15 protein-coding genes are annotated in these 14,207 nt (G+C 70.5%); 4 read left to right on the top strand and 11 right to left on the bottom strand.

Annotated elements, in window-relative coordinates; all coding sequences use genetic code 11:
* Nucleotides 1–6: 6 nt before the first annotated feature.
* The 6 genes from AB0C73_RS15450 to clpS form a co-directional block, all read right to left on the bottom strand.
* Nucleotides 7–285: a MoaD/ThiS family protein gene (locus AB0C73_RS15450; RefSeq protein ID WP_362529493.1), complete on the bottom strand. Its 279-nt coding sequence runs from the start codon at nt 283–285 to the stop codon at nt 7–9.
* A 129-nt stretch (nt 286–414) separates the two neighbouring features.
* Nucleotides 415–531, bottom strand: a complete 117-nt coding sequence (locus AB0C73_RS15445; protein ID WP_362529491.1) for a putative leader peptide — start codon at nt 529–531, stop codon at nt 415–417.
* Between the two features lie 107 nt (nt 532–638).
* Nucleotides 639–1,064, bottom strand: coding sequence for a M67 family metallopeptidase (locus AB0C73_RS15440; RefSeq protein WP_362529488.1), 426 nt, complete (start codon nt 1,062–1,064; stop codon nt 639–641).
* 91 nt (nt 1,065–1,155) lie between these two features.
* Nucleotides 1,156–2,601, bottom strand: coding sequence for an amino acid permease (locus AB0C73_RS15435; RefSeq protein ID WP_362529486.1), 1,446 nt, complete (start codon nt 2,599–2,601; stop codon nt 1,156–1,158).
* Nucleotides 2,602–2,979: 378 nt separating this feature from the next.
* Complete coding sequence (locus AB0C73_RS15430; protein WP_362529483.1) at nt 2,980–3,564, bottom strand: DUF2017 domain-containing protein; 585 nt, start codon at nt 3,562–3,564, stop codon at nt 2,980–2,982.
* Entirely contained in the window at nt 3,564–3,878 is a 315-nt protein-coding gene (gene clpS, locus AB0C73_RS15425) for an ATP-dependent Clp protease adapter ClpS (RefSeq protein WP_362529481.1), read from the bottom strand. The genes AB0C73_RS15430 and clpS overlap by 1 nt, the downstream gene beginning before the upstream one ends.
* A gap of 102 nt (nt 3,879–3,980) precedes the next feature.
* Between clpS and AB0C73_RS15420 the strand changes: the two genes are divergently transcribed.
* Both AB0C73_RS15420 and AB0C73_RS15415 read left to right on the top strand, forming a co-directional pair.
* Nucleotides 3,981–5,309 (top strand): nicotinate phosphoribosyltransferase, encoded by a 1,329-nt coding sequence (locus AB0C73_RS15420; RefSeq protein ID WP_362529479.1) that lies wholly within the window; start codon nt 3,981–3,983, stop codon nt 5,307–5,309.
* A 131-nt stretch (nt 5,310–5,440) separates the two neighbouring features.
* A complete protein-coding gene (locus AB0C73_RS15415) occupies nt 5,441–6,034 on the top strand; it encodes an isochorismatase family protein (RefSeq protein ID WP_362529476.1) in 594 nt (197 codons plus the stop codon).
* 48 nt (nt 6,035–6,082) lie between these two features.
* On the opposite strand, the gene AB0C73_RS15410 is transcribed toward AB0C73_RS15415, so the two are convergent.
* Both AB0C73_RS15410 and AB0C73_RS15405 read right to left on the bottom strand, forming a co-directional pair.
* Complete coding sequence (locus tag AB0C73_RS15410) at nt 6,083–6,385, bottom strand: hypothetical protein (RefSeq protein WP_362529474.1); 303 nt, start codon at nt 6,383–6,385, stop codon at nt 6,083–6,085.
* A gap of 155 nt (nt 6,386–6,540) precedes the next feature.
* On the bottom strand, nt 6,541–8,964 hold the full coding sequence (locus AB0C73_RS15405) for an immune inhibitor A domain-containing protein (protein ID WP_362529471.1): 2,424 nt from the start codon (nt 8,962–8,964) through the stop codon (nt 6,541–6,543).
* A 348-nt stretch (nt 8,965–9,312) separates the two neighbouring features.
* Here AB0C73_RS15405 and AB0C73_RS15400 point away from each other — a divergent pair, with 348 nt between their 5' ends.
* Entirely contained in the window at nt 9,313–9,594 is a 282-nt protein-coding gene (locus AB0C73_RS15400) for a hypothetical protein (RefSeq protein WP_362529469.1), read from the top strand.
* A 12-nt stretch (nt 9,595–9,606) separates the two neighbouring features.
* Here AB0C73_RS15400 and AB0C73_RS15395 read toward each other — a convergent pair whose 3' ends face one another.
* A complete protein-coding gene (locus AB0C73_RS15395; protein WP_362529466.1) occupies nt 9,607–10,338 on the bottom strand; it encodes an RDD family protein in 732 nt (243 codons plus the stop codon).
* A 47-nt stretch (nt 10,339–10,385) separates the two neighbouring features.
* A complete protein-coding gene (locus tag AB0C73_RS15390; RefSeq protein ID WP_362529463.1) occupies nt 10,386–11,819 on the bottom strand; it encodes an RDD family protein in 1,434 nt (477 codons plus the stop codon).
* A 334-nt stretch (nt 11,820–12,153) separates the two neighbouring features.
* On the opposite strand from AB0C73_RS15390, the gene AB0C73_RS15385 reads away from it, so the two are divergent.
* Nucleotides 12,154–12,645 carry an SsgA family sporulation/cell division regulator gene (locus tag AB0C73_RS15385; protein ID WP_362529461.1) on the top strand — a complete coding sequence of 164 codons (492 nt, stop codon included), beginning with the start codon at nt 12,154–12,156 and terminating at the stop codon, nt 12,643–12,645.
* Nucleotides 12,646–12,773: 128 nt separating this feature from the next.
* Here the strand turns inward: AB0C73_RS15385 and AB0C73_RS15380 are convergent, their stop codons facing one another.
* Nucleotides 12,774–14,162, bottom strand: coding sequence for an FAD-linked oxidase C-terminal domain-containing protein (locus AB0C73_RS15380; protein WP_362529458.1), 1,389 nt, complete (start codon nt 14,160–14,162; stop codon nt 12,774–12,776).
* Between the last annotated feature and the right edge of the window lie 45 nt (nt 14,163–14,207).

Raw genomic sequence — 14,207 nt, 5'->3', positions numbered from 1 at the left:
GTCCGCTCAGACCATGCCGCCGGCGACGGCCGGCAGGATCGTCACGTTGTCGCCGTCGGCGAGCTTGGTCTCGATGCCCTCCAGGAAGCGCACGTCCTCGTCGTTCAGGTAGACGTTGACGAAGCGGCGCAGCTTGCCGTCGTCGACGATGCGGGCCTCGATGCCGGTGTGGCGGGTCTCCAGGTCGGCGAAGAGGTCGGCGAGGGTCTCGCCCTTGCCCTCGACGGCCTTGGCGCCGTCGGTGTAGGTGCGGAGGATGGTCGGGATGCGGACCTCGATGGCCATGGCAGGGGCTCCTTCGGAGGGCGAGGTGGCGGCGGGCGATGTGGCGTGGTGGGCGCGCGTCTGGGCCCCCCGCGCATGGGGGTGGTGCGGTGGTGCGGAAGGGGTGCGCTCGGGCCGTGCGGTGGTCGCTCAGAACTCGGCGCGCGGTGGACACATCGCGCTGGCGAGGCGGCACAGGTCGACGTGCAGCCGCGCCACGAGCAGCGGGGTGCCCGGCGTCTCTTCGCTCACGTCGTGGATAACCATGCGCTCATCGTATCGATTCCCGGTCCGGGTTCCGGAATGTGATCTCACATGACGGACTGATCACGTTCGCCTGCCGGACCCTCGGCAGGGGCTCGCGCCGTATACCCCTACTCGTATGCCTCGACGACCTTGACCTCTTCCTCCTCCACCACGCCGTCGACGATCGTGTACGAGCGGAACTGGAACGGGCCCGCGCCGTCGGTGTCGGCGGTGGAGACGAGGACGTAGTGCGCCTGCGGCTCGTTGGCGTACGAGATGTCGGTACGGGACGGGTAGGCCTCCGTCGCCGTGTGCGAGTGGTAGATGATCACCGGCTCCTCGTCCCGGTCGTCCATCTCGCGGTAGAGCTTGAGCAGGTCGGCGGAGTCGAACTCGTAGAAGGTGGGCGAGCGCGCCGCGTTCAGCATCGGGATGAAGCGCTCGGGGCGGCCCTCGCCGACCGGTCCCGCGACCACGCCGCAGGCCTCGTCGGGGTGGTCCGCGCGGGAGTGTTCCACGATCTGGTCGTACAGGGCTCGGGTGATGGTCAGCATGCCGACAGGATAAGCAGACGGGCCGTCCTGTACCGAGGTGCGGTACGGGACGGCCCGGATGCTGAGACCTTGCAGGTCAGAGGTGTCAGCCCTACTTGGAGACGGGCTGCTTCGTGAAGGCGGCGCCCTCGGGGTTGCGGGCCTTGAGCACCAGGTAGGACACGGCCAGGATCAGGCCCCACACCGGGGCGCCGTACAGCGCCACGCGGTTGTCCTTGTCCATGCCCATGGTCACGATGACCATGCCGATGAAGGAGAGCGAGAAGACACTGAACCAGATGCCGCCGGGGGCCTTGAAGGAGGACTGGGGCAGCTCGCCGCGGTCGGCCTTGAGGCGGTAGCGGATGTGGCAGTGGAGGATCACGATCCAGGCCCACATGCCGGAGATGGTGGCGAAGGAGACGACGTAGTTGAACGCCTCGCCGGGCCACTGGTAGTTGATCCAGACGCCGACCATCATCAGCGCGGCCGAGACGGTGGTGCCGACGAGCGGGGTGCCGCTGCGGGTCAGCTTCGTGAAGACCTTCGGGCCCTGGCCGTTGAGCGCGAGGTCGCGCAGCATGCGGCCGGTGGAGTACATGCCCGAGTTGCAGGACGACAGGGCGGCGGTGAGCACCACGAAGTTGACGATGGCGGCGCCGATGCCGAGGCCCATCTTCTCGAAGGCGGCGACGAACGGGGAGACGCCCGGCTGGAACTCGGTCCACGGGACGACCGACAGGATCATGATCAGCGCGCCGACGTAGAAGACGGCGATGCGCCACGGCACGGTGTTGATGGCCTTCGGCAGGACCGTCTTCGGGTCCTTGGACTCGCCCGCGGTGACGCCGACCAGCTCGACGGCGAGGAAGGCGAACATGACCATCTGCAGGGTCATCAGGGTCGAGCCGATGCCGTGCTCGCCGGCGAAGAAGCCGCCGAGGTCCCACAGGTGGGTCACGGTCGCGGTGTCACCGGCGTCGGAGAAGCCGAGGGTGAGGATGCCGGCGCAGATCAGGATCATGCCGACGATGGCGGTGACCTTGACCATCGAGAACCAGAACTCGAGCTCGCCGAAGAGCTTCACGGAGATCAGGTTGGCGGCGTAGAGGATGACGGTGAAGACGAGGGCGGACAGCCACTGCGGGATGTCCCACCAGTACGTCATGTAGGTGGCCGCGGCGGTGACTTCGGTGATGCCGGTGACGACCCAGAAGAGCCAGTACGTCCAGCCGGTCACGAAGCCCGCGAAGGGGCCGATGAACTCACGGGCGTACTCCGAGAAGGAGCCCGACACCGGGCGGTACATGAGGAGCTCGCCGAGCGCCCGCATGATGAAGAAGATGACGAGGCCCGCGATGGCGTACGCGAGGATCAGGCTGGGCCCCGCGATGGAGATGCCCTTGCCCGCGCCCAGGAAGAGGCCGGTACCGATGGCGCCGCCGATCGCGATCATCTGGATCTGACGTGCGCCGAGTGCCCGGTGATAGCCCTCGCCGGGCGCGGTGTCCGCGGCCTCATTGCCGTCGTGCTGCTGGTCGACCTGCACTGAGGTCATGGTGGTGCGCCTTTCTCCATGCTGATCCGCGCGGCGGCCGCTGGGCCGACTGTGCTGCGGATCAGGTCCTGATCCCCCCGGATATGGATGGAGTGCCACCGGCGGTCAGCCGGTCCAAGCGCCCCCGGGGACAGGGGTGGCGTCCCCGGGTGGTCGTGAAGATTTATCACGGGGTTCACCGTGGTCGACCGCCACGCATGTGACCCACACCACTCGAAAGAGCGGGCAAAAGGGACTCAAGAGAGCAAGGGGGGCAGTTGGATAACGTATTCGTTATCCGGATTTGAGCGTCCGCTGAGCGGACGCGCGAGTAACAACGGCCCCGCCGGCAGCCTTACGGCAGCCCTGCCGCGGCCCTACGGCAGCCCTGCGGCAGCCCTACGGCAGCAGGGTCTCGACGAGGGACTCCTGCAGGGCGCCCAGCCACAGGTACGCCATGACCATCGGCTTGCGCGGATCGTCGTCCGGCAGCCGGTACAGCTCCTCGCTCTCCTCGTCGTCCGTGACGTCGAGGCGGGTGCCGATGGTCAGCCGGAGGTCGTTGAGCGCGCCGAGCCAGGCGCGGGACTCGTCGGCGGTGAGCTTGAGGATCCCGCCGCCCTCCCCCGCCGCGTCGGTGCTCAGCGCGTCGAGGCTACGCACGACCGTGTGCGCGTCCTCGCGCTTGCGGGCCCGCAGGTCGTTCTCGGTGAAGCGGCGGAAGTCGGCGGCGGCCTGCCGCAGCTCGTCGGTGTCGTCGCCGTACGCGTCGGGGAAGAGCCGGCGGAGCGCCGGGTCGGCGGGCGGCTCGCTGGGGCCCTCGGCGAACAGCGCGGCGAGCGGGTCCGCGTCCTCGGCGGGCTCGTCGCCGGGGCCGATCAGCTCCATGAGCTGGACGGCGAGGGAGCGCAGGATGGAGATCTCGACCTCGTCGAGCGCGACGGCCGCGCCGCCGCCCGGGAGGGCCTCGAAACGCCCCGCCATCAGCCGCGGTCCTGGGAGAGGGTGGCCCACAGGCCGTAGCCGTGCATCGCCTGCACGTCGCGTTCCATCTCCTCGCGGGTGCCGCTGGAGACCACCGCGCGGCCCTTGTTGTGCACGTCGAGCATCAGCTTGTGCGCCTTGTCCTTGGAGTAGCCGAAGTACGCCTGGAAGACGTAGGTGACATAGCTCATCAGGTTGACCGGGTCATTGTGGACGAGGGTCACCCACGGCACGTCGGGTTCGACGACGACGGAGATCTCCTCGGCCGGCTTGGTCTGCTCGATCTCGATAGGCGCAACGCTCACTTGTCCCATGCTGCCACCCTTACCGGCCCGTCGCACAAACGGGCCTCCCCACCGGGCGAGGGCACTCAAGGGTATTCGTCAAACTGACGAATACCCGCTAGCATTCCTCATATGAACGCTGCGGACCTTGGGCTCCCGGTGGACGTGCCGTCGACCGCGCTCTTCACCGACCAGTACGAGCTGACCATGCTCCAGGCGGCCCTCAGGGCCGGCACCGCGGACCGCCGGTCCGTCTTCGAGGTCTTCACCCGCCGGCTGCCCGAGGGGCGGCGCTACGGCGTGGTCGGGGGCATCGGCCGGGTCCTGGACGCCGTCGAGAACTTCCGCTTCGACCCGGGCGTGCTCGGCTTCCTGCGCGAGCAGGGCATCGTGGACGAGCCGACCCTGGAGTGGCTCGCCCGCTACCGCTTCTCCGGCGACATCTGGGGCTACCCCGAGGGCGAGGTGTACTTCCCGGGCTCGCCGGTCCTGCGCGTGGAGGGCTCCTTCGCCGAGTGCGTGCTCCTGGAGACGGTGATCCTCTCGATCCTCAACCACGACTCGGCGATCGCGGCCGCTGCCTCCCGGATGTCGGCCGCCGCGGGCGGCCGCCGGCTCATCGAGATGGGCGCCCGGCGCACCCACGAGCTGGCCGCGGTGGCCTCGTCCCGGGCCGCGTACGTGGGCGGGTTCGAGGCCACCTCGGACCTGGCCGCGGGCTTCCGCTACGGCATCCCGACCGTGGGCACCTCCGCCCACGCCTTCACGCTCCTGCACGACACGGAGCGGGACGCGTTCCGGGCCCAGGTCGAGTCGCTGGGCAGCGGCACCACGCTGCTCGTCGACACGTACGACGTCGCCGAGGCCGTCCGTACCGCCGTCGAGGTGGCCGGGCCCGGGCTCGGCGCCGTACGCATCGACTCGGGCGACCTGCTGCTCGTGGCGCACCGGGTGCGGGCGCAGCTGGACGAGCTGGGCGCGACGGAGACGAAGATCGTGGTCACCTCGGACCTCGACGAGTACGCCATCGCCTCGCTCGCGGCGGCGCCGGTCGACGCGTACGGGGTGGGCACCCAGCTCGTCACCGGCAGCGGCCACCCGACCTGCTCCATGGTCTACAAGCTGGTCGCCCGGGCCGCCTCGGCCGACCCGAAGGCGCCGCTGACGCCGGTGGCGAAGAAGTCGGTGGGCGGCAAGGCCTCCATCGGCGGCCGCAAGTGGGCGGCCCGCCGCACGGACGCCGCCGGGGTCGCCGAGGCCGAGGTCGTCGGCACCGGCCCGGTCCCGCCGGAGCTGGTCGGCCGGCAGCTGCTCGTCGAGCTGGTCAAGGGCGGCGACGTGGTCGCCCGCGAGCCCCTGGAGGCGGCCCGCGCCCGCCACATCACGGCCCGCGCCGCCCTCCCGATGTCGGCGATCCAGCTGTCACGCGGCGAGCCGGTGCTGCCGACGGAGTACGTGTAGTCCGCCCGGAGACTGGGGGCCGCGGGCCGCTCCCCCGGCACCTCCGGCTTTCCCCTCCCACCCGGGCCGGGAAGTCTCTAGGCTCGAATCCGACCCGCCCGGCCCCCTCTTCCTCAGCAAGGACACCCGCCATGCACCGCGCATTGATCGTTGTGGACGTTCAGAACGACTTCTGCGAGGGCGGCAGCCTCGCGGTGGCCGGGGGGGCCGATGTCGCCGCGGCCGTGACCGAGCTGATCGGGGCGGCGGGCGGCGGGGCGTACCAGCATGTGGTGGCCACCCGGGACCACCATGTGGACCCGGGGGCGCACTTCTCCGAGCACCCGGACTACGTGCTGTCCTGGCCCCGGCACTGCGTGGCCGGGACCGAGGGGGTCGGGTTCCACCCGAACTTCGCGCCCGCCGTCGCCAGCGGCGCGATCGAGGCGGTCTTCGACAAGGGCGCCTACGAGGCCGCGTACAGCGGCTTCGAGGGCCGGGACGAGAACGGCAGCACGCTCGCCGAGTGGCTGCGTGCCCGCAAGGTCACCGAGGTGGACGTGGTCGGCATCGCGACCGACCACTGCGTGCGGGCGACCGCCCTGGACGCGGCCCGCGAGGGCTTCCGCACCCAGGTGCTGCTCGACCTGACGGCCGGGGTCGCGCGGGAGACCACCGACCGGGCCCTGGAGGAGCTGCGCGCGGCGGGCGTGGCGCTGACCGGCGAGCCGGTCGTCGCCCCGTAACCGACGGAAGTACTAGGGCCTGCCCGACCCTGATCCGCCGGACAGGCCCTAGGCCGCGGGCTCCTTCGGCAGGGACCGTATCGGGTGCCACAGCTCCTGGGCCGTGGTGCGCCACAGCATCCCTTCCGGGTGGTGGAGCACGGCCGTGATCTCGTCCGGCGTGGGCGGCTCGGTGTTGCCGCGGAGGTAGACGGCGCGCAGGCCCAGGTTCCGCAGCCGGGTCAGGGCGCGGGCCCGGTTCGCCGCGTGCACCAGGAAGCGGACGGTGGCCCCGTCGCCGGCCGGGCTGGGCAGTCCGATGGCGACGACGACGCTGCCTCCCGGCAGTCTGCAGAACCCTCCGTTGGGCATACGGAACCACTCCCCCGTGGAACTACTGTCAGTGAGGTGTCAATAAGGTCGGACGGCTGTGAGCCGTAGACGCACCTAAACACGATCGGCCGCCGCCCGCTAGAGGGCGACGGCCGATCATGCTCTGACCTGCGAAGACGCAGGAGAATTCGCTGTTACTTCACCGAGGGGCCGACCTGGACCGTGACGGTCTGGCCGTCCTTCGGCTCCTTCACGACCTGGATCTTGGTGTTGGTGTCAGTTACCTGGACACCGGCGCGCGGGTTCTCGGCGAACCAGTACACGCCCTTCTTGTCGTCGAAGACCGGGTTGCCGGCCTGCGACGGGACCCACGTCGCCACGTCCTTGCTGTGCAGCTGGAAGCCGTCGGTACGGGCGATGGTGAACGGCGAGTCGTAGGCCTGGACGCGGTTGCGCATCAGGCTGCCGTCACGCCACTTCAGCGGGCTCGGGTGCGAGTCGATCGGGAGGACGAGGCCCTGGCCCGGGTGCTGGGAGGTGTTGTTGTCCTTCTGGGACAGGTCCCACTTCCAGATCAGCAGACCGTTCTGGTACGCGTAGTGCTCGACCCAGCTCGCCTTGTCGCCGGTCCAACCGAAGTTGTACGGGCCGGTCTTGAGGGTCTTGTCGTACGAGACGTACTGGCGGTTCTCCGCGATGTAGTACTGCTCGTACTCCTTCGTGAAGCCCTTGCCGACCCGCGAGAAGCCCTTGGCGACCCAGCCGTTGTCACCGTTCTCGGCGTTGTCCGAGAAGACGGCGGCACCGTCGGCGGTCAGCGTGATGGCGTCGGCCGTGAAGCCCTTGCCGCCCGCGCCGCCGTCCGTCTGGTAGCGGAAGCGGAGGTCGAACTTCTTGCCCGCGTACGCGTCCAGGTTGTAGACGAGCTTCTTGTGCGCGCCGGAGACGTCGGTCAGCGCCGGGGCGCCGGAGGCGTCCTTCGGGATGGCCACGCCGTCGGCGGTGCCGTCCACGGCGTGCCAGTTGGCGCCGCCGTCCGTCGACACCTCGGTGTAGAGGTAGTCGTAGTCCAGCTCGATGTCGTACCAGCCCTGGAGCTCCAGGGAGGCCGAGGTCTTGCCGGTCAGGTCGACGGAGCGGGTCAGGGTGTTCTTGAGGTCGTCACCCATGTTGCTCCACCACTGGGTGGCGCCCTCGGCCGGAGCGACGATGTCGGTGGTGACGGCCTTCTTCGGCAGCTCGACGAGGAGCGCCTGCGGCAGCTTGGTGTTGTACTCGGAGACGCCCAGCTTGTGGGTGGTCTTGGTGCCGCGCTGCCAGTCGTTGACCTTGGCGTAGTTCAGCCAGCCGAGCTGGAGCTTGTCCCAGGCGTTCATGTCGCCGGGGAGGTCGCCGATCGAGTCCTTGCCGGTGCCGAGCCAGGAACCGGAGGACATCAGGGTCCAGAAGCCGGTCGAGTTCTCGCCGCCCGCGGTGTCGTAGTGGTCCGGCAGACCGAGGTCGTGGCCGTACTCGTGGGCGAAGACGCCGAGGCCGCCGTTCTCCGGCTGCATCGTGTAGTCGCCGACCCAGATGCCCGAGTCGCCGATCTGCGTGCCACCGGACTTGTTGTTCGCCGGGCCGGTCTTGCCCGCGTCCGTGCCGTACGCGTACCAGCGGTGCGCCCAGAGCGCGTCCTTGCCCTCGACGCCGCCGCCGGCCGACTCGTCCTCGCCCGCGTGGACGATCTGGAAGTGGTCGATGTAGCCGTCGGGCTCGTTGAAGTTGCCGTCGCCGTCGAAGTCGTAGCGGTCCCACTGATCGTACTGCGCCAGCGTCGCCTTGATCTCGGCGTCGGTCCTGCCCTTCGCCTTCTGGTCGGCGTTCCAGGCCACGAGGCCGTCGCGCACGGTGTCCCACACGTTGGCGCAGTTGGTCTGGCCGCAGTAGTTGGAGCCGTAACGGGCCTCGTTGTACGGGACCTTGACCCAGTCGGCGACCTGGCCGTCGACCGAGTAGCGGCCGGACGAGGTCTTCTCGTAGTAGGTCTTCAGGGAGTTCTTCGGCCGGCCCGTGGCGTCCTTGCCGGTGCCGAAGTACAGGTCCTGGAAGTGCTGCTGGTTGTAGTCCGCCTGCCAGGCCGTGGAGTTGTCCGTCGCGCGGTCGGGCTGGGCTATGGAGTTGTGCAGCGGGCCGGGCCGGCCGCCGTACTTCGGCTTCAGCTCGGTGGTGTCGTCGTCCTTGCGGTCGACCAGGGTGGTGTTGTCCACCTGGTCGCCGAACTCGACGAGGATGGTGAAGATCTTGTCGGTCTTCTCGCGGGCCAGCTCGACGTACTTCTTGTTGTCGAGCTTGACCACCTTGGAGCCGTTGCGGCTCTCGACCTTGGTCTCGCCGTTGAGCACCTGCTCGATGGCGGCCTGGCGCTGCTTGGCCTGCTGCTCGCTGTACGGACCGGCCAGGTCGTGGTCGACCGTGGTCTTGTCGATCTTGTCGGCGGCGTTCGCCCGGGCCGCGGTGGCGGCCTGCGCGGGGGTGGTCGTGTCCGCCCACGCGGTGAAGGTCGAGGCGGTCGCGGCAGTGGCGGCGAGGGCCACCACGATCGCGGACGCGCGCAACGCCCGTCGTCTGTTGTTCACTTGTTTTTGTCCTCCCCGGCGCACCTCGCACGGCAGATCGATGGTGGGGTGTCCGCCGGACGGGTGACGCGTCACAAGTGACGACATTCGACCGGAGTTGAAGCAGAAAAGCCAGATCTTGACTTGGGCAGGTCAACTGCACTATGTGGGATCGGATTTCCGATAGTCGAACATCGAACGAAGTTCCCCCGAACAGGCTTCCGTCGGCCGCATATGCGACGCGCGTGTGCGCCCCTGCGCCCCTCGTGCATCGGCGCTGTGGGTTAGGTCACGCTTACTTCCCCTGCGGCCGGGCATCCACGTCGTAGAGTCGCACTCGCCCAGCGCCCCCGAGGGACGGTAACCGCCATGCAGCGACCGAACGCCGCACAGTACGCCACCGGTTCGGCCACCGTCGTACTCTCGACCGTCGCCCTGCTGCTGCTCTCCGGCACCGACTCGGCACTCGGCATCGCGGTGGTCTGTGCCGCGGGCCTGATGCTCGGCGTGCTGGTTGCGGTGACGATGCCGGTACGGGCGCGGCACGTCAAGACCCCTGCGTCGGCTGCCGTCGACGTGGCCGGGGAAACAGCGATCCGGGTGCCCGCCGCGCCCGTGGGCGCGGGTGCGGACACCCGGGTCGGTTCGTAACCACTTGTCCTGCTACTGCGGGACGGACACCACCACCGTCTTCGCCGCCTTGTCGTGAAGACCCTGCTTGTACGGCTTGTCCACGAGGATGAGGATCAGCAGGAGCAGCGGCCAGAGGCAGGCGCAGCAGATCAGCGTGGGCAGCCAGAGCACGACGGCGCGGATGAGGGCGGCGTTCATCGGTGGCGTGGAGCCGTCGTTGAGCATCGCGACCCGCAGCTTCATCCACTTCTTGCCGAGGGTCTGGCCGTTCTTGGCGGTCATCACGGTGTCGTACGCCACGAAGGCGACGATCGAGATGAGCTGGAAGACCAGCTGCCCGCCGCCGTTGAGGCTGTTGACGGTGTCGTCCCAGTTGTTGCCGTTGCCCGTGGCCCGGTCGTAGACGCGGAACGGGATGCCGATGACCGCGAGCGGCACGGCGATGATCAGCCAGTCGATGATCCGGGCGCCGATGCGCTTGCCGGACTCGGCGAGCGGGGGCATCCCGGAGAGCGGATCGGTCCCTCCGTAGGGCCCGCCACCGCCGCCGTACGGACCCCCTCCGTAGGGCCCGCCACCGCCGCCTCCGTACGGATCATCGCCGCCACCGCCGCCGCCGTACGAGGGGGGCGGCGGGGGCATCCGGTCGTACGGGCTCCCCGACGGCGGCTCCTTCGGCGGCTCCTCCGGGGGCCGCTTGCGGAACGGATCGTCGTCGGGCGGCGGCTGACCCGGGGGCGGCGGCGGCTGGTCGTTGCTCATGGGGGCAGTGCATCCCGGGCACCGGACCCCCGCAATCCGGGCTGGCCCTACCGGGCGACGAAGGTGCCGGCCGCCTTGTCGTGCCAGCACTGGCGCCACGGACGGTCGAAGACGCACCAGACGACGTTGAGCAGGCCGATGCCGAGCAGCCCGAGCACGCCGTAGACCAGCCAGCGGCGCAGTGCGGCGCCGAAGGTGGGCGGCTGGTGCCCCTCGATGTCGCGGACCTCGATGCCGCACAGCTTCTTGCCGAGCGTGCGGCCCCACTTGGCGGTCGGCAGCACCTCGTACAGCGTGCCGAGGACGAGGAACGCGGCGAGCACGATGCCGAACTGCACCGAGGTCGTGCCGTCGACCAGCCAGACCTGCACGGTGACGCCGGACTGCCGGGCCGCCTCGATCTTCTCGTCGATGTGCTCGATCGCGGCCGTCACGAAGGGGTACGACGCGGCGCCGACCAGCGCCCCGAGCACCGCCCCGTCCACCAGGCGGGCGAGCAGCCGCCTGCCGAGCCCGGCCGGCCGCGCCGCCGCCTGCTCCCGTGCCGCGGCCGTGAACACGTCCTCGACGGGCGGCTTCCACGGTGCGACGGGCTGCTGCGGGTCCTGCGCCGCCGGACCCGGAACGGGGGTCGGGGCCGGGGGTGTCGGCATCGGGGTGGGGGTGGGGGTGGGGACGGCGGGGTGCGCGGGCTGCGGGGACCAGGTGGCGGGAGCCGGGGCCGGGCCAGGAGCAGGGGTGGGCGCAGCGGTGGGCGCAGGGGTGACCGGCATGCCGCCGAGGCGGGCGGCCGGGGCGACGGGGGCGGGGGTCGGCGCGGGAGCCGGGGCGGCGGGGCGCTGTTCGGGGACGACCGGCTGCGGGTCGGCCGCGGCGGGCTCCGGCCATGCGGGGGCGGGGGCCGGGGCGGGGGCCGCGTCCTCCACGGGCGCGGCGGCCGTCGCCGGGTCGCGGCGCATCGAGACCCCGCCGGAGCCGCCGGGGTGGTCGGCCTTGGCGCCTGCCGCCGGCCAGGCGGCCGCGGCGCGCGGGTCGGCGGAAGGGACGGCGGAGGCGGGGGCCGGGGTGGCCGGGGTGGCGGCGGACCGAGGCTCGTCCTGGACACCCCAGGACACCTTCTGGTCACGCTCGCCGCCGAAGCCGGTCTGCAGGGAGGTGGTGGCCTGCCAGGCCGAGGCGGGCTCCTGGGGAGCGGCCGCGGCGGGCTCCGGCTCGTCGTCCAGGAAGACCGGACCGGTCTCCTCGACCGCCGGAACCGCAGGGACCTCGGGAAGCCGCGGCGCCGGGGCCGGGCTCGGGGCGACCTGCGGGGCGACGGAGACCGGCGCTGCCGGGGGCGCGTCACCGTCCTTGGGCGCGGGCCGGCTCGTACCGGGCACCCAGGCACCGCCGTTCCAGAAGCGGATGTACCCGGGAATGGACGGGTCCGGGTAGTAGCCCGCCTGCGGTACCTCGCCGCCGGCTCCAGGAGGAGTAGCCACTGCCCCGACTCCGTTCAGTCACAACGCCGTTGATCCGCCCGGGCAGCACGGTGTGTCCTCGCCGACCGCGCCACGCCCCAGGGAGGACAGTAACGAAGAACACCGCCTCCGTGACAAGGAGCCCACCAGAAAGCCCGCCTTCGAGCGACAGGCCCCGATTTTCGTCACTCACCGTGAGCCTCGGGCCCTTACCCAGAAGCCCGGAAAAAATTCCTCAGAAAATTTCCCGAAGTCGCGTAATGAACCGGCCCGACCCCTCTCTCCCCCTGTGCAGGCCCACCGCGGGCCCGTACGGGAGACCCCCGAGAACGACACGAGAGAGAGGCGTCACGCCATGCAGAACACCGAGAACAACGTGGTCGAGCGCGAGCTGGAGCTGAAGCTGGTCCTGTCCCCGGAGCGCTCGGTGCCGGTCCCGGCCCGGCTCGCCTACCGGGTGGACGACCCCTACGCCGTCCACATCACCTTCCACATCGGCTCCGAGCACCCCGTCAACTGGACGTTCGCCCGCGAACTCCTCGTCGAGGGCGTGTTCCGGCCGTGCGGCCACGGGGACGTGCGCATCTGGCCGACGAAGGTCGACGGCCGCAGCGTCATCCTGATGGCGCTGTCCTCCCCCGACGGCGACGCGCTCCTGGAGGCGCCGTCCGCGCAGGTGTCCGCATGGCTGGAGCGCACCCTGCGCGCCGTCCCGCCGGGCACCGAGAGCGAGCAGCTCGGCATCGACGACGGCCTGGCCGAACTCCTCGCCACCACCGTGGTGGCGGACGAGCTGTGGCTGCGCGACCCGTGGCCGTCGGACGAGTCCGGCGACGCGGAGCTGTGAGCGCGGACGCGCCGAAACCCGTACCGAAGCTCGTACAGCCCCCCACACAGAACCCCGTACGGGACCTCGAACAGAACCCCGAACAGAACCCCGATAGAACGGAGAGAGCGAACGGCTCGGAACACGCGTCAGAACAGCTTGCCCGGGTTCAGTAGCCCCAGCGGGTCGAAGGTCTCCTTGATCCCGCGCTGCAGCTCCACGCCCACCGGCCCGAGCTCCCGCGCCAGCCACTCCTTCTTCAGTACGCCCACCCCGTGCTCCCCGGTGATCGTGCCGCCGAGCGCGAGCCCGAGCGCCATGATCTCGTCGAAGGACTCGCGCGCCCGGCGCGACTCGTCCTCGTCGGCGTGGTCGAAGCAGACGACGGGATGGGTGTTGCCGTCGCCGGCGTGCGCGCAGACCCCGATGGTCAGCCCGTACTTCCCGGCGATCTCCGCCGTGCCCGTGAGCATCGCGGCCAGCTTGGTGCGCGGCACGCACACGTCGTCGATCATCGTGGCGGACTTGATGGTCTCCAGGGCGGTGAGCGAGAGCCGGCGTGCCTGGAGGAGCAGTTCGGACTCGGCGGCGTCCTCGGCCGGTACGACCTCGGTCGCCCCGGCGGCCCGGCACAGCTCCGCCACCGCGGCCAGATCCGTGGCCGGGTCAGGGGTGTCGAAGGCGCACAGGAGCAGCGCCTCGGTGGTGTCCGGAAGCCCCATGTGCGCAAGGCGGTTGACGGCCCGGACGGTGGTGCCGTCCATCAGTTCGAGCAGCGACGGCGTGTGGCCGCGCTCCATGATCGTGCAGACGGCCTCGCAGGCGGCCTCCGCCGAGGGGAACTCGGCCGCGAGCGCGAGCTGCGCCGGCGGCTGCGGCCTGAGGGCGAGCACGGCGCCGACGACGATCCCGAGAGTCCCCTCGGAGCCGACGAAGAGCCGGGTCAGGTCGTATCCGGCGACCCCCTTCGCCGTACGCCGGCCGGTGCGAAGCAGCCGCCCGTCGGCGAGGACGACGTCGAGCCCGAGCACGTACTCGGCGGTGACCCCGTACTTCACGCAGCACAGGCCGCCGGACGCGGTGCCGATGTTGCCGCCGATGGTGCACATCTCCCAGCTGGAGGGGTCCGGCGGGTAGTACAGGCCGTGTTCGGCGACGGCCCGGGAGAGCACGGCGTTGACGACGCCCGGCTCCACCACGGCGATCCGGTCGACCGGATCGATCTCCAGGATGCGGTCCATCTTGACGAGCGAGAGCACGATGCAGCCCTCGGCGGCGTTGGCGGCGCCGGACAGACCCGTGCGGGCGCCCTGCGGGACGACGGGGACGCGCAGTTCGGTGGCGGTGCGCATGACGTGCTGGACCTGTTCGACGGTGCGCGGGAGCACGACGGCCGCGGGGGTGCCGGCCGAGCAGAAGCTCGCCATGTCGTGCGCGTAGGAGGCGGTGACGTCGGGGTCGGTGAGGACCGAGTCGTGGGGGAGCCCGGCGCGCAGAAGGGTGTGCAGGGTGTGGAGCCGCTCGTGAAGATCGTCCATGCGTCCAGCGTGGCACCGAGGGCCAACGGTGTGAACCCGCCGTCG

This window comes from Streptomyces sp. NPDC048623 (assembly GCF_040650755.1).
Lineage (GTDB): Bacteria > Actinomycetota > Actinomycetes > Streptomycetales > Streptomycetaceae > Streptomyces.
This window is presented reverse-complemented; position numbering and strand designations above follow the sequence as displayed.

Excerpts from the sequence above, each read along its gene's own strand:
- AB0C73_RS15420 (WP_362529479.1), top strand. The coding sequence starts at position 3,981 with ATGAACGCTGCGGACCTTGGGCTCCCGGTGGACGTGCCGTCGACCGCG.
- AB0C73_RS15415 (WP_362529476.1), top strand. The coding sequence starts at position 5,441 with ATGCACCGCGCATTGATCGTTGTGGACGTTCAGAACGACTTCTGCGAG.
- AB0C73_RS15410 (WP_362529474.1), bottom strand. The coding sequence starts at position 6,385 with ATGCCCAACGGAGGGTTCTGCAGACTGCCGGGAGGCAGCGTCGTCGTC.
- AB0C73_RS15395 (WP_362529466.1), bottom strand. The coding sequence starts at position 10,338 with ATGAGCAACGACCAGCCGCCGCCGCCCCCGGGTCAGCCGCCGCCCGAC.
- AB0C73_RS15445 (WP_362529491.1), bottom strand. The coding sequence starts at position 531 with ATGGTTATCCACGACGTGAGCGAAGAGACGCCGGGCACCCCGCTGCTC.
- AB0C73_RS15385 (WP_362529461.1), top strand. The coding sequence starts at position 12,154 with ATGCAGAACACCGAGAACAACGTGGTCGAGCGCGAGCTGGAGCTGAAG.
- AB0C73_RS15440 (WP_362529488.1), bottom strand. The coding sequence starts at position 1,064 with ATGCTGACCATCACCCGAGCCCTGTACGACCAGATCGTGGAACACTCC.
- clpS (WP_362529481.1), bottom strand. The coding sequence starts at position 3,878 with ATGGGACAAGTGAGCGTTGCGCCTATCGAGATCGAGCAGACCAAGCCG.
- AB0C73_RS15430 (WP_362529483.1), bottom strand. The coding sequence starts at position 3,564 with ATGGCGGGGCGTTTCGAGGCCCTCCCGGGCGGCGGCGCGGCCGTCGCG.
- AB0C73_RS15435 (WP_362529486.1), bottom strand. The coding sequence starts at position 2,601 with ATGACCTCAGTGCAGGTCGACCAGCAGCACGACGGCAATGAGGCCGCG.
- AB0C73_RS15400 (WP_362529469.1), top strand. The coding sequence starts at position 9,313 with ATGCAGCGACCGAACGCCGCACAGTACGCCACCGGTTCGGCCACCGTC.
- AB0C73_RS15450 (WP_362529493.1), bottom strand. The coding sequence starts at position 285 with ATGGCCATCGAGGTCCGCATCCCGACCATCCTCCGCACCTACACCGAC.
- AB0C73_RS15380 (WP_362529458.1), bottom strand. The coding sequence starts at position 14,162 with ATGGACGATCTTCACGAGCGGCTCCACACCCTGCACACCCTTCTGCGC.